Raw genomic sequence first — 13,401 nt, 5'->3', positions numbered from 1 at the left:
CTTCGACGCCTGGGACACTTTGCACCCTGCCACCGCCGATGACGGCGAGGACGAGGCCGACCTCAGCTCCGGCAGGCGGAAGGCCGACTCCATGAACGCGTTCGAAGCCATCGGCAAGATGCCCTACGACTTCTCCCCAGCCCGCCTGCGCTGTATGGAACTGGCCGAAGAACTATCCGCCCAAGACTCACCCGCTACCTAGAACACGGCCTGGCCGCCATCAACCTCATGACCCGCCGCCTCACCCACGAAGCCACCCCCAACTGGCGCGACAGCTGAGCCAGATGAAACAGACAACCGAGAATCAAACGCTCACTGAGACGGGGCTGGCGTGTCAGGGGTTCTCCTCTGCCCAGGCGACGCTCAGCCTTCTTGCGCGTCGCCCGCGAGTGGGACGGTGTCCTTGGTCGGCGGGGCTTTGACGGTCACAGGCTGATTGATGTCGAGGAACGTGATGGTCAGGTCGAGCGGCCCGTCTCCGGTGCCGACAAGCAAGTCGTTGTGTTCGGCCCGCATACGGAACTGCTTGGTGCGGTCGTCGCCGTCTATCCACAGGTCCATGGTGAGCGGGTCGGAGACCTCCAACTGCATGAACTGATCGAGGCGCTCTCCAATCATGCCGTCGCTGTCGACCGTCCCCTTGTAGTGCGTGGTCCTGGCGCCGTCGACCGTCTCAGTGCCGATCAGCCGCAGATCCTTGGACCCGGTCAGAAGCATGGACTGCGCAGTTGGGGTCCCCTGCAGCTGACTGGGCAGCACGCCATAGGACTGGTTGTCCACCGCGCCGCGTCCCCATGTGGCAGGCGCAGCGCTCAGCCAGCTCTTGCCGTTCAGCTTCTCGGGACTCACCCCACTCCCGCCGACGTACATCACCTCGTCGACGAACCGGATTTCCAGCTGGTGGTCCCCACCCTGGTCGGCCGCAGCGGTCATCTTCATACTCATGGCCAGCGGTTGCGTGTTCATGGAGGCCTCGACCTCCAGACGGCCTTTCGCCGGCACGGTGCCACTGATCCGATAGCGGAGCGACGTGATGTCCTCGGAGTTCTTCGCAGCCTTCGCCACGGCCGCCGCGGGAGTCACCTTGGGTGGGGCTGCAACCGCGGATTCGCTCTTGGCACCCCCTCCGCAGGCTACCGATCCTCCCGCGAGCAGTACGGCCGCGAACGCCACGCTCGTCACTCTGCGCGGCACGGAAACAAGAACGGACATTCCCACAAACCCCCAAAGACAGATGGCAGATCCATGCCAAGGCCGCGAGCCTAACCAGGGGTGTGTCCTGCGGGTTGCTGGGGGCTTATGAGGTATGCGCGTCAGACGTGCTCGCCCGCTTCCGGCGGCCGTACCTGCACCTGGACCTGGACCGCCAGCAGCTACCTCCTCCTCGCCGAGGCCCATGAGTCGCGGCTCGGTAAGTCCGGCGAGGCCTGAGGGGCAGGGACCGGTGGCGCGGGGGAGCGTCGGCGCCGTCGGTCCCGTACCGGCCAGAGCAGGACGTACGACGTCGAGACGACGACGAAGCCCAGGCGGACCAGGCCGCGGGCCGCGTCGTCGGGGACGGCGAAGACGCTGCCGTACAGGGTGAGCAGGGCGATCCAGCTCCACCAGGGGACCAGGCGGCGTTGGCCGATCACGTCCCAGAGGAGGGTGCCGAGCAGGACCGAGGCCGTGTAGTACGTGTAGACGCTCGGGTCTAGGACGATGCGGGCGTTGGCACCGAGCAGGACGACGGCGGGCCAGCGTCCGCGCCATACCGCGACGCAGCCCAGGGCCAGGCCGGCGACCGCCTGGGCGGGGCGGACCCAGGGCGGGGTCACCGGGTCGCCGACGCCGAGGCGGCGCAGGGCGGACGCGGGCTGGTTGGGGATGACGAACTCGGCGGCGGCGAACGAGTGCGGGGCGCCGAGGAAGAACGGCAGCCAGACGACCGCGATCAGGGCAGCGCAGCAGAGGGCCGCGCGTGGCCATTTCTGCCTCGGTAGGGCTAGGAGGAGGGGGAGGAAGGCTATCGCTGTCGGTTTCGAGTCCACGGCGAGGGCGAGCAGGACGCCGGTCGCTGCCGCGTCTCCGCGAGTGAGGGACCGTACGGCCAGGGCCGTGAAGAAGAGGGCAAGGACGTCGTCGAGGTGGCCGAAGCGGACCGCTACCTCTATCCACATCGGGATGAACGCCAAGCCCGCGATCAGGACTCGTTGGCGCAGGCGTTGGTGGTTGGTGCCGGTGCCCAGGAAGTACTGGGCGGCGCTGCGGCCGGCCATGACCAGGATCGCCAGGCCGAGCAGCGACATCACGGCGGCTGCCAGGAACTGGCCGACGTGTTCCGGGAAGGGGTTGAGGAGGCCCGCCGCGAGGAAGCTGACGGGGCCCATCTGGAGTTCGGGGTGGTGGGCGTAGAGGTTCAGGCCGCCGTCGGGGCTGCCGGGGCGCTCGTAGATCAGCTCGCCGCCGGTGCGGAGGTAGTGCCAGGAGAAGCCGCCGTGCGGCTCGACCAGGGCGAACCACAGGATCGTCCAGGCGGTGAGCAGCACGAGGTGCCCCCGCTGGCCAATGACCGGCACGTGTCTCCTGGCCTCTTCCGCTCGTTGGGCCCCCTTTAGGAGAGGGCCCAACAGCAGGACAGGTTCCGTCTCAGACGGTGGCCTTCAGGCGGAAGATCCAGCTTCCGTTGGCCAGGTCGAAGGACGTGAGCCCCGAGCCCTCGAACGCGAAGCCCTTGCGGACCGCGAACGCCTCGTCCTCGGTGAACAGCGGGACGTAGGGGACGTGTTCGGCGACCGCGCCGAGGATCGTGCGGGCGGCTGCCCAGCGCGTGCTGTCCGGGCCCGCCGCCGCGACGGTCGCCTGGGCCTCGTCGACGTCGGCCGTGGTCCAGTTGGCGATATTGATCTTCTGGGGCCCGATGTTGCTCTTCCCGACGAGCTTGCCGAGCAGGGAGGCCGGGTCGGGGTAGCCGGCCTCGAAGCCGAACGGGAGGGAGAGGCCGGTGAGTTGGTGCTGGAAGAACTTGGCGTACCACTCGTTCACGGTGACGGCCTTCGGGGTGATCGTCACGCCGAGCGGCTTCATGTTCTGCTGGATGCTGAGGACGGCGAGTTCCTGCCAGGGGTAGTCCTTGACGTACTCGATGGTCGTCGAAAAGCCTTGCGGGTGGGCCGACTTGGCCAGTTCGGCCTTCGCCTTGGTCTCGCTGAGCGGGTACTTCGGCAGGGAGTCCAGGAAGGTCTTCGCCGTCTGTTCGGAGCCGGCGACACCGGCGAGTTCCTGGGCCGGGACCAGTCCGGTCATCGGGGTGGCGAGGGAGCCGAAGGCGGCCTTCATGATGCCCGTCCGGTCGACCGAGTGGGCGACGGCCCTGCGGACGTGGACGTCGTCGAAGGGCGCGCGGGTGACGTCCATGGCGAGGAAGTCCCGTGCCAGGGACGGTTCGGTGTAGAGCGTCGCGCCGGGTATCGCCTTCCACTGGGCGGCGCTTCTGCGGTCGGTGACCGGGCCGCCGTCGATCTCGCCGGAGCGCAGGGCGAGTTGGCGGGCCGTGTCGTCGGCGATGAAGGAGAAGACGACCTTGTCGGCGGCGGGCTTGGTCCGCGCGTACGCCGGGTTGCGGACCAGGGTGATCTTCTCCGCCGTCTGGGAGGCGACCCGGTAGGGGCCGGTGCCGACCGGTGCGGTGCCAGCGTTGCCCAGCGTCTTGGCATGTGCCTTGGCGTACTTGGCCTCTTCGACGAGCGTCGTGATGGCGATCCCGGCCCGCGCGGTCGGGACGGCGGCCTTGAGCTTGACGGTCACCTCCAGCGGGCCCGTCACCTCGGCGCCGGCCACCTTCTGGCCGAGGGCGGAGGTCTGTGCGGTGTCGGACGAGAAGTGCCCGATGCTCCAGGCGACGTCCTCGGCGGTCAGTTCCGCGCCGCTGGAGAACTTCACGCCCGGGCGGAGTTTGTAGACGAGGGTGGTCGGGTTCGGCTGGGTGACGGAGGTCGCGAGCTGCGGGGTGAACTGGCCTGTGCTGGAGACGCGTTCGAGGGGTTCCGTCACGAGCGCCATGACGGCACCGGTCGTCTCGTTGTCGTAGCTCTTGGCGTAGTCGAGGGACGCGGGCGCGTTGGGGAGCGCCCAGTTGACGACGGGGACGGCCTTGTCGGTCGTCCGGGCGGCTCGGTCGGTGGTGTCGGTGGTGTTGTCGCCGCTGGTGCAGGCGGTGGCGGTGAGGGTGAGGGTCAGGAGGGTGGTGAGGGCGGCGACGGGGAGCGTCGTTCGCCGTGAGGAGGGGGTGGGGGGCGTGGTGGTGGGGGGCATCTTCCTGGTTCCGTTCATCTCGTGTGGGGCCGTGCTCAGTTCCCGCCGGGGATCGAGGCGAGGAGGCGCTGGGTGTAGGGGTGGCCCGGTGTGTCGAGGACGGTGGGTGTCTCGCCGCTCTCGACGATCTCGCCGGCGCGCAGGACGACCGCGCGGTCGGTCATCTGGCGGACGACCGACAGATCATGGGTGATGAGGAGCAGGCTCGTGCCGTACGTGGTGCGCAGCTCGCGCAGCAGCTCCAGGATCTGCGCCTGTACGGACGCGTCGAGCGCCGCGACGGGCTCGTCGCAGATCAGCAGCCTGGGCCGGACGGCCAACGCCCGTGCGATGGCGACGCGTTGACGTTCGCCGCCGGACAGGGCACTCGGGTGCTTGCGCGCGAACGAGGCGGGCAGGCCCACGAGTTCGAGCAGTTCCGCCGCCCGCCGTACGGGATCGGCGGCGCCCTCGCGGCGTACGGCGACCGCCTCGCGCAGCGCCGTACCGACGGTGAGGCGGGGGTTGAGGGAGGAGTACGGGTCCTGGAAGACGACCTGGACCGTCCGGCGCGCCGTCCGGTGATCGCCGCGGCTGAGCCTTCGGTAGTCGGTGACGTCGAGGTCGCCGAGCCGGATCGTGCCCGTGGTGGGGGTGGTCAGGCCCAGTACGCAGCGGGCGATGGTGGTCTTGCCGGAGCCGCTCTCGCCGACCAGGCCCAGGGACTCGCCCTCGCGGAGTTCGAAGGAGACGTCACGCACGGCGGTCGTCTCCCGCTTGCCCATGGACCGCGTCCGGTAGATCTTGGTGAGGCCGCTGACGACGAGGAGCGGCTCGCCGCCGGGGGCGGACGGCGGGGTGCCCGGGGTGACGGGGAGGAGCCTACGGTCCCGGATCGCGTCACCGATCTCGTCGATACGTGCGCACGCGGACGCCCGGTCCGCCGTACGGGAGACCAGGGCGGGCCGGGCCGTCGTACAGGCGTCGTCGTGCCGCCACTCGCACCGGTCGGCGAACGCGCACACGTCGGCGACGCTGTCGGCGGCGGGCACCTGCCCGGGTACGGAGACCAGGCGGTCCACGTAGCGGGACACGGGCGGTTCGGCGAGCAACAGGCCGAGGCTGTACGGGTGTTGGGGCGCGCGGTCGAGGGCCGCCGCCGGGGCGTCCTCCAGTACGGAACCGGCGTACATGACCAGCACGCGGTCGCAGACGGAGAACGCGACGCGCAGATCGTGGGTGATGAGGACGAGGGCCATGCCGCGGTCGGTCTGCAGGCGGCGCAGCAGGGCGAGGATCTCGGCCTGGGTGGTGACGTCCAGGGCGGTCGTCGGCTCGTCGGCGACGAGCAGCTCCGGGTCCTGCGCCAGGGCCGCCGCGATCGCGACGCGCTGCCGCATCCCGCCGGAGAGCTGGAACGGGTAACGCCCGGCGACGGCATCCGGGTCGAGCCCCACCTCACGCAGCCGCCGCGCGACCTCGGCGGAGGCGACGGCACGGTTGCGCCGCACCGCCGGGGCGAGCGACTCCCACAGGTGCGTGTGGACGGTCTGAAGCGGATTCAGCGAGGTGAACGGGTCCTGGAGCACCATGGCCAGCCGGTCCCCCCGCAACGGACGTAACTCCCGCTCCCGCCTGCCGAGCAGCGAAATCCCGTCGAACAGCACCTCGCCCTCGGGGCGCAGCCCATCGGGGAGTACGCCCATCACGGCCCGGGCGGTCAGCGTCTTACCGCTGCCGGACTCACCGACGATGCCGAGCGTCCGCCCGGCCGCAAGCTCGAACCCGACGTCCCGGACGAGGGTCCGCTCCTTCCCGCGACCGCCGCCGACGCGCACGTGGAGGTGACGTACGGTCAGGAGTGGGGGCGGGGCACTGGGGTGCGGGTCGCCGGGAACCTGGTCGTCGGGGGTCAGGGCGTCGGGGGTCAGGGGGCCAGAAGCACGGTTGCCGGAGACCCGGTCCCCACGGGCCGGGCCGCCCGCGGGCAGGGCTCCGGAGTCCCCGCCCCCAGAGACACCATCCCCGCAGACCCGATCGCCAGAGCCCAGGTCGCCGCTGGTCAGGTCACCAAAGGACAGGCCTCCCGAGTTCCCGCAGACCCGGCCACCAGAGCCCAGGTCGCCGGAGGCGCGGTCGCCGAGAGCCGGGTCGCCCGACGCGCGGTCGCCGGAGACCCGATCGCCAGAGACGCGATCGCCGAGAGCCCAGTCGCCAGAGACCCGATCACCGGGGGCCAGGCAGCCCGGGGGCAGGCCGCCGGGATCCGGGGCGCCGGACGGCAGGTCTCCGGACGGCAGGTCTTCGGACGGCAGGTCTTCGGACGGCAGGTCTTCGGACGGCAGGTCTCCGGACGGCAGGTCTCCGGACGGCAGGTCTTCGGAAGCTCGGTCGTCAGAGAGCGGATCGCCTGGCGGCACGCCCGCCGAAGTTCCCTCGCCAACGGCCCCGCCCGGTCGCCCCGGCGGCCTCATCGGTGGGCCGGTTTCGTGGTTCGGCTGTCGTGGGTCCAGTCGCCGAGGAGGGTGACGGCGGTCGCGGTGGCGGTGATCGCCAAGGCGGGGGCCAGGGACATGTACGGGTTGACGGGCAGCAGGCTCTGGCCCTGTTGGAGGAGTTGGCCCCAGTCGGGGGTGCCGGGGGCGGCGCCGAGGCCGAGGTAGGAGAGGCCGGAGAGGCCGACCAGTGCTCCGACGAAGTCGAGGAGGAAGGTCGCGACGACCGTGGGCAGGATGTTCGGCAGGATGTGCCGGAACATGACGCTCGACGCCGGGAGTCCGAGGGTCCGGGCGGCTTCGACGTAGGGCAGCCGGGCCTGTACGAGGGTCGTGGCGCGGCAGAGCCGGATCTCCGCCGGGAGGGTCAGCAGGGTCAGGACCGCGACGGCGAGCCAGTAGCCGCCGCCGAGCATCCCGGCCACGACGATGACCAGCAGCATCGCGGGCAGGGCGTATACCAGGTCGGCGAATCGGTTCGCGGCGACGTCGAGGAGCCCGCCCCGGTACCCGGCCAGCACCCCCAGCGGCACGCCCAGCAGCACCGCGCCCAGCGCCATGCACAGCGGCCCGACCACCGCGTTGCGCGTACCGGCGATCACCTGGGACAGGACGTCACGGCCGAGCGTGTCCGTGCCGAGCCAGTGCCCGCCGCCCGGACCGGCCACGCCGAGCAGCAGGTCCTGGTCCTCGGGGGCGTACGGGGCCAGCCGGTCCCCCGTCACCACGAGCAGCAGGATCACGGCGACCGCAACGACGGCCGGTATCACCAGCAGGGGTGGCCGACGGCGCTCCCGTCGGTCCGGCGCCAGGGCCGCGCTCGTCATCAGCCCTCCCCGGCCGCGTGGAGGCGGACGCGCGGATCGAGCAGGTACCCGAGCAGGTCGACGACCAGGTTGACGACGACCACGAAGGCCCCGAGCAGCAGCGCGAGCCCCTGGACGACCGGAACGTCCTTGGCCGTCACCGCCGACAGCAGCAGCGAGCCCATGCCAGGCAACGAGAACACCTGCTCGATGAAGATGCCCGCGCCGACCGGCGCGATGAGGAGCATTCCGGCACTGGTGACCACCGGCGGCGCGGAGTTGCGCAGCACGTACCGGATCAGCACGCGCCCCGGACTCAGGCCGCGCAGCCGGGCGAAGGTGAGGTAGTCCTGCCGTACGACCGTCAGAGTGGCCGCCCTGGTCTGCCGTACGACGACGGCCGACAGCACGATCGCCAACGTCACGGCGGGCAGCGTCAGATGCGTGATCCTGTCGGCCAGTCCGTCCTCGCCGGCGCCGTACACCGGGAACCAGCCCAGGGCGACCCCGAAGACGTACAGGAGGACGACGGACAGGACATGGACGGGTGCGCCGAAACCGACCGTGGCCAGCAGCGAGATGCTCCGGTCGGTGGCCCGCCCGTGCCGCATGCCCGCCGCGACCCCCAGGGGTACGCCCACCAGCAGCACGAGCAGCAGGCAGTAGACGGCGAGTTCGGTGGTCAGCAGCATCCGGCCGTAGATCATGTCCGCGACGGGTGTGCCGGACTGGACCGAGATCGACTGTCCGAAGTCGAGCCGGACGGCGCCCGCGAGCCAGTGCAGGAACCGCGCGGCGAAGGGCTCGTCGAGGTGGTACCGGCCACGTAAGTCCGCCATCAGTTCCGGTGTCACCGGCCGGGTGCCGAGCAGGGTCTGGAGCGGTGTTCCCGGACTCGCGTCGAGCAGGGCGAAGACCAGGAGGGCGAGGACGAGCAGCAGGACCAGCCCACCGCACAGCCGCCGGAGGACGAACAAGGTGATGCTCATGGCACGACGGACCCGTCCCTCCCTGCGCGTTCGGCACGTCCGCCGATCGCCGTTCGTCTTCGGGTGACCGGAACTCTACGATCCGTTTATCTCACATGACAAGATCTTGAAAGCTAAATATCCGCGAATTTCCGTAAACCGAAGCACCACAAACGGAAGTGCCATGCTCAGTCACCCCCTCACCGAAGGAGCCGAACTCCGCGCCCTGGAACCCTGGCGGGCAACGGAGTTCCACGACTACGTCGAACGCAACCGCGACCATCTCGCCCCCTGGCTGCCCTGGGCGACGACCATCGACGACCCTGCCAAGGCCGAGGCCTGGCTGCGCAAGTACGCCGAGGCCCAGGCCCGGGACGGCATGCGGATCTACGGCATCTGGCTCGACGGGACCCTGGTGGGCGGGGTGGGCTTCTCGGCCTTCCATGTCCCGTCCGGCGTCTGCCAGTTGGGGGCTTGGCTGGCCCCGGAGGCCGAGGGCCGCGGCCTGGTCACCGGGGCCGCCGGCCACCTCACCGAGTGGGCGCTGCGCACCCGCGGCATGTCCCGGGTGGAGTGGCGCGCGGCGACCGCGAACGTCCGCAGCCTCGCGGTCGCGAAACGGCTCGGCATGCGCCGCGAGGGCGTCCTGCGCTCGGCGTTCCCGATGGACGGCGTACGCCATGACGTGGAGGTCTGGGCCCTTACAGCAGACGGGAGTCGAGGGCCAAGGGCTGCGTTCACAGAGAGGACATTTCACGACGCTCCCGGTACAACCTCCGCCCCCGGACCGCTGTCTAACGGGTAATCAGTTGCCGTGTCCACACACGGCCACCCACCCACGGCACGACTCCCGCGAAGGGGCTGCTCCCGCATGCGTACACACAGAAGGATCGCCACCGCCACGACCACAGCACTCACCCTGACCCTCGCCCTGGGCGCCGCCGCGCTCACGGCCCCGGCCGCCCAGGCGGCCACCCCGACCGCCGGATCGCTGCGCCACACCGGCGGTGAGCTCTGGTACAAGGCCACCACGGGCCAGGCGAACCGACTGACGGTCTCGATGAAGATCGAGGTCCGCGACAACGACTTGGACGCCTACTACATCCTCACCTTCCGCGACCGCGCGCCCATCACCATCGACCAGAGCGCGGCGGACAAGGACGAGTGCGTGTACCCGTCGGCGACCGACCTCACGGTCGCCCGCTGCGCGGTCCACATCCCAGTGGGCTCCGACGACACCGACATCTACGACGTCGACCTGGGCGACGGCAACGACACGGCGACGATCCCCGCCAACAACCACGCGTACGCCGCGATCTACGGCGGCAAGGGCAACGACGTCCTGATAGGCACCGGCTGGAACGTGCTCTACGGCCAGGACGGCAACGACCACCTCGTCGGCGGAGGCGGCGTCTGGGGCCTCGGAGCCCTCGGTGGCGCCGGCAACGACATCATGACCGGGTGCTCGAACGCGTGCTACGGCGGCGCCGGAAACGACTCACTCACCGGCGAGGACAACGAGGACGGGGACCGGAACATCCTGAACGGCGGGGACGGCAACGACGTCGCGTACGGAAGGTCGGGCGACGACCTCATCTACGGCGGCAGGGGCAACGACCGCCTGTACGGCGAAAAGGGCAACGACAGGATCTTCGGCAACAGCGGCAACGACGTCATACACGGCGGCCCGGGCAACGACATCCTGTCGGGCGGCCCGGGAGCCGACAGGGTCTACCAGAACTGAACTGGTCAACTCCGGTGCGAACCGCGCCCCTTCAGGGGCGCGGGGAACTGCGCGACCAGCCCCCACCAGCCCGCAGCAAACACACTACGTATCAAGGTCAGTTCAAATCCCCGAGCCCTCTCAACTCCGGAAAGTCATCAAACTCCCCAGGGTTGAGAAACATCAACTCCAACGCACCATCCCCCGCACCGACTTCACGCCGGTCAACGGGCGGCTGCAACGCCTGCTCCGTCCAGATGCACTTGCCGTTGGGCGTATACCGCGTCCCCCACCGCTGCGACAGCGCGGTGATCAACTGCAACCCCCGGCCCCCCTCGTCCGTCTCCGTCGCCCGACGGATACGCGGCATCGTCAGACTCCCGTCGAACACCTCACAGATCAGCTCCGCACCATGCAGCAACCGGAGTTGGAGCGGTCCCTTGGCATGCCGTACGACGTTGCCGACCAGCTCACTCGCGAGCAGTTCCGTGGTGGCCGTGAGGTCGTCCAGGCCCCAGACGGAGAGCTGTTCGCGGACGTGCCGCCGAGCCTGCCCCGCCGCCCTCGGATCCTCCGGCAGCGGCCAGCAGGCGACCCGGTCGCCGGTCAGGGCGTGCAGCCGGGCGATGAGCAGGGCCGCGTCGTCCGCGCTCGGATGCTCGGCGGGGAGCAGTCCCGCCGTGAGGGTGTCGCAGAGCTGCCCGAGGTCGTCCTGCTCGCCCGCCTCGTACGCACCCCTTAACAGCCGGGCCAGTTGACCCATGCCCTCGTCGATCTCCCGCTTCGACGACTCGACCAGACCGTCCGTGTACAGCACCAGCAGGCTGCCCTCGGGGACCTTCAACTCGACGGTCTCAAAAGGGGGTTCGGCGGCGCCGAGGGGCGGGTCGGCGGTGAGGTCGGGGAAGTAGACCGTGCCGTCGGGGTGGACGATCGCGGGCGGGGGATGCCCGGCGCGGGAGATGGAACAGGTCTGGGTGATGGAGTCGTAGAGGGCGTACAGACAGGTGACGTACGACTCCTCGCCCATGTTGCCGACGATGTCGTTGAGATGGCTCATGATCTCGTCGGGGGGCAGTTCGAGGTCGGCCAGGGTGTGGACGGCGGTGCGCAGCCGGCCCATGGTGGCCGCCTGGGGCAGACCGTGGCCCATGACGTCGCCGACGACGAACGCGACCTGGCCGCCGGAGAGCGGGATGACGTCGTACCAGTCGCCGCCGACGTCCATGCCCTGGGCGGCGGGCAGATAGCGGGCGGCGGCCGTACAGGCGGGCAGGTCGGGCAACTCGCTGGGCAGCAGGGCCCGTTGGAGTTCGCGGGAGCGGCTGCGCTCGTCGTCGTAGAGGCGGGCCCGCGCCAGCGCCTGGGCGACGAGGGCGCTGATCGTGGTGAGGAGGGTGCGTTCCTCGTCGGTGAACCCGCGCGGGCGGTCGAAGCTGACCGAGCAGACGCCGAAGGTGTTGCCGGACGCGGTCAGCGGGAGGAAGGCCCAGGCCCGTTTACCGCTGCGCCCGGGCAGGTCGGCCAGCGCGGGATAGTGGGCGGCGAAGTCCTCCGAGGACGAGAAGAACGCGGGGGTCTCGCCGCTGATCACGTCGAAGCTGGGCCAGCCGGGTGTCAGCGGGGCGTTGCTGACCACGTCGAGGAAGTCGTCCTCGTAGCCGATGGCTCCGACGGTGCGCAGCCGGTGGTCCTCGATGGTCTGGACGATGAGTCCGGAGGCGGCGAACGGCGGCAGTACGCGCCGGGCGACCGCGTCGACGACGTCCCGCGCGGTGGTCGCCTTGGCGAGGGCCGCGGTCAACTCCGCTATCCGGGCGGCGCGTTCGGAGGCGGCACGCTCGGCGGCCTGGCTCTCCTCCGCGAGCCGCCGCTTCTCGGTGACGTCCTGGAGGTAGAGGGTGCGGCCGTCGGGGCCCGGGACCAGTCGCAGGTGGTAGCGGCGGCCTGTGCCGGGCACGCGTATGTCGAAGCCGACCGGCTTGTCCTCGGCGGCGGCCTTGCGGCAGCGGCGCTCCAGGCCGGGCAGCTCGCGCACGGTGGGCAGGTCCCAGAGGATGCGCCCGAACAGCTCGTCCTCGGAGAGGCCGAGGGTGCGTTCGGCCTCCAGGTTGGCGAAGGTGATCCGCCAGGTGTCGTCGACCGCGAGGAACCCGTCGCTCATGTGCCGCAGGGCGCGGCTGAGCGCGTCCCGGGCGGTGCGCGACTCGTTGCTGTCCCAGCCCATGCCGATCATCCGCAGGGGCTCGCCGTTCTCGTCGTACGTGGCCCGGCCGCGCGCCTGGTGCCAGCCGTACGTCCCGTCCAGGCCCCGTACGCGGTACTCGGCCTCGAACACCGAGTGGCCGCGGATGGCCTGGTCGACGAGGGCGAGGGTCGGCCCGAGGTCATCGGGGTGGACGCAGCGCATCCAGTTCTCGACGCGGGCGGTGTACTCCTCGGGGCGGGTGCCGTACAGCTCCATCGCGGCTTCGTCCCAGATGAGTTCGCCGTTGGCGATGTGCCAGTCCCAGGAGCCGACCCGGACCTCCTTGAGGGCCTGGCGCAGCCGGTCGCCGCTCAGCTCGGAGTGGACGGGGCCGGCCGGCGGGGGCGCCTGGACCATGCGTTCCTCGGTCCAGGCGACGACGGCCCGCAGGAACTGCCACTGGGCGGGCGTCGGTTCACCCCGGTCGCCGGTGATGACCGTAAGGGCACCGATGCTGCGGTCGCCGCGGATGACGGGCACGGCGGCGAGTCCGCTGCCGGGTATGGGCGCGTTCGACGGGCAGATCGGGACCGTGGGGTCGGTGCGCTCGGCCGCCACCCCCGGGATCCACACCCCGTGTCCCTCCCGGTACTCCTCCTGCAGGGCGCGGGCGGGGGCCAGCGGGCCCTCCTGGTCGATGATCTCCCAGGGGCCGGTGAGGGCCGTGGGCAGCCCGGTGGCCGACACCAGGCGCAGGGCCGACATGGGGCCTCGGAGGTGAATCGTTCCCCCGAGCGCGCCCAGCTCGGCCACGGCGTGCTGGAGAGCCAGCCGGAAGACCTCGCTCTCCGCGACCCCGGGATCCACCGAGCTGAGCAGTGCCAGCCGTGCGTTCATGCTTGAAGTTTTACCGTTTCCATCCCACCTGATGCGCGACTTTGCAGGAATC

The 13,401-nt window shown here is 70.4% G+C and carries 9 protein-coding genes and 1 pseudogene; 3 read left to right on the top strand and 7 right to left on the bottom strand.

Features of this window, described 5'->3' with window-relative positions; all coding sequences use genetic code 11:
• Positions 1–202 (top strand): annotated as a pseudogene (locus ACWCRB_RS13505) (MerR family transcriptional regulator); the annotation flags it as partial.
• A gap of 161 nt (positions 203–363) precedes the next feature.
• Here ACWCRB_RS13505 and ACWCRB_RS13500 read toward each other — a convergent pair.
• From ACWCRB_RS13500 to ACWCRB_RS13475, 6 genes are all read right to left on the bottom strand, one after another.
• Entirely contained in the window at positions 364–1,212 is an 849-nt protein-coding gene (locus ACWCRB_RS13500) for an LppX_LprAFG lipoprotein (protein WP_450996171.1), read from the bottom strand.
• A 161-nt stretch (positions 1,213–1,373) separates the two neighbouring features.
• Positions 1,374–2,558, bottom strand: a complete 1,185-nt coding sequence (locus ACWCRB_RS13495; protein ID WP_450996170.1) for a hypothetical protein — start codon at positions 2,556–2,558, stop codon at positions 1,374–1,376.
• Between the two features lie 70 nt (positions 2,559–2,628).
• Complete coding sequence (locus ACWCRB_RS13490) at positions 2,629–4,293, bottom strand: ABC transporter substrate-binding protein (RefSeq protein WP_450996169.1); 1,665 nt, start codon at positions 4,291–4,293, stop codon at positions 2,629–2,631.
• Positions 4,294–4,328: 35 nt separating this feature from the next.
• Positions 4,329–6,692, bottom strand: coding sequence for a dipeptide ABC transporter ATP-binding protein (locus ACWCRB_RS13485; RefSeq protein ID WP_450996168.1), 2,364 nt, complete (start codon positions 6,690–6,692; stop codon positions 4,329–4,331).
• 50 nt (positions 6,693–6,742) lie between these two features.
• Positions 6,743–7,594, bottom strand: a complete 852-nt coding sequence (locus ACWCRB_RS13480) for an ABC transporter permease (protein ID WP_450996167.1) — start codon at positions 7,592–7,594, stop codon at positions 6,743–6,745.
• A complete protein-coding gene (locus ACWCRB_RS13475) occupies positions 7,594–8,562 on the bottom strand; it encodes an ABC transporter permease (protein ID WP_450996166.1) in 969 nt (322 codons plus the stop codon). The genes ACWCRB_RS13480 and ACWCRB_RS13475 overlap by 1 nt, the downstream gene beginning before the upstream one ends.
• A gap of 163 nt (positions 8,563–8,725) precedes the next feature.
• Between ACWCRB_RS13475 and ACWCRB_RS13470 the strand changes: the two genes are divergently transcribed.
• Both ACWCRB_RS13470 and ACWCRB_RS13465 read left to right on the top strand, forming a co-directional pair.
• Positions 8,726–9,346, top strand: a complete 621-nt coding sequence (locus ACWCRB_RS13470) for a GNAT family N-acetyltransferase (RefSeq protein WP_450996165.1) — start codon at positions 8,726–8,728, stop codon at positions 9,344–9,346.
• Positions 9,347–9,412: 66 nt separating this feature from the next.
• Positions 9,413–10,285 (top strand): calcium-binding protein, encoded by an 873-nt coding sequence (locus ACWCRB_RS13465; RefSeq protein ID WP_450996164.1) that lies wholly within the window; start codon positions 9,413–9,415, stop codon positions 10,283–10,285.
• Between the two features lie 97 nt (positions 10,286–10,382).
• Here ACWCRB_RS13465 and ACWCRB_RS13460 read toward each other — a convergent pair whose 3' ends face one another.
• Positions 10,383–13,349: a SpoIIE family protein phosphatase gene (locus ACWCRB_RS13460; protein WP_450996163.1), complete on the bottom strand. Its 2,967-nt coding sequence runs from the start codon at positions 13,347–13,349 to the stop codon at positions 10,383–10,385.
• Positions 13,350–13,401: the final 52 nt, after the last annotated feature.

The sequence above is a fragment of the Streptomyces sp. NPDC002156 genome, from assembly GCF_053593675.1.
The sequence above is the reverse complement of the archived record's forward strand: the minus strand, read 5'-3'. Positions and strand labels throughout refer to the sequence as shown.

Bases quoted from the DNA above. Each gene is read 5' to 3' on its own strand.
- ACWCRB_RS13500 (WP_450996171.1), bottom strand. From the start codon at position 1,212: ATGTCCGTTCTTGTTTCCGTGCCGCGCAGAGTGACGAGCGTGGCGTTC.
- ACWCRB_RS13490 (WP_450996169.1), bottom strand. From the start codon at position 4,293: ATGCCCCCCACCACCACGCCCCCCACCCCCTCCTCACGGCGAACGACG.
- ACWCRB_RS13480 (WP_450996167.1), bottom strand. From the start codon at position 7,594: ATGACGAGCGCGGCCCTGGCGCCGGACCGACGGGAGCGCCGTCGGCCA.
- ACWCRB_RS13475 (WP_450996166.1), bottom strand. From the start codon at position 8,562: ATGAGCATCACCTTGTTCGTCCTCCGGCGGCTGTGCGGTGGGCTGGTC.
- ACWCRB_RS13470 (WP_450996165.1), top strand. From the start codon at position 8,726: ATGCTCAGTCACCCCCTCACCGAAGGAGCCGAACTCCGCGCCCTGGAA.
- ACWCRB_RS13465 (WP_450996164.1), top strand. From the start codon at position 9,413: ATGCGTACACACAGAAGGATCGCCACCGCCACGACCACAGCACTCACC.
- ACWCRB_RS13460 (WP_450996163.1), bottom strand. From the start codon at position 13,349: ATGAACGCACGGCTGGCACTGCTCAGCTCGGTGGATCCCGGGGTCGCG.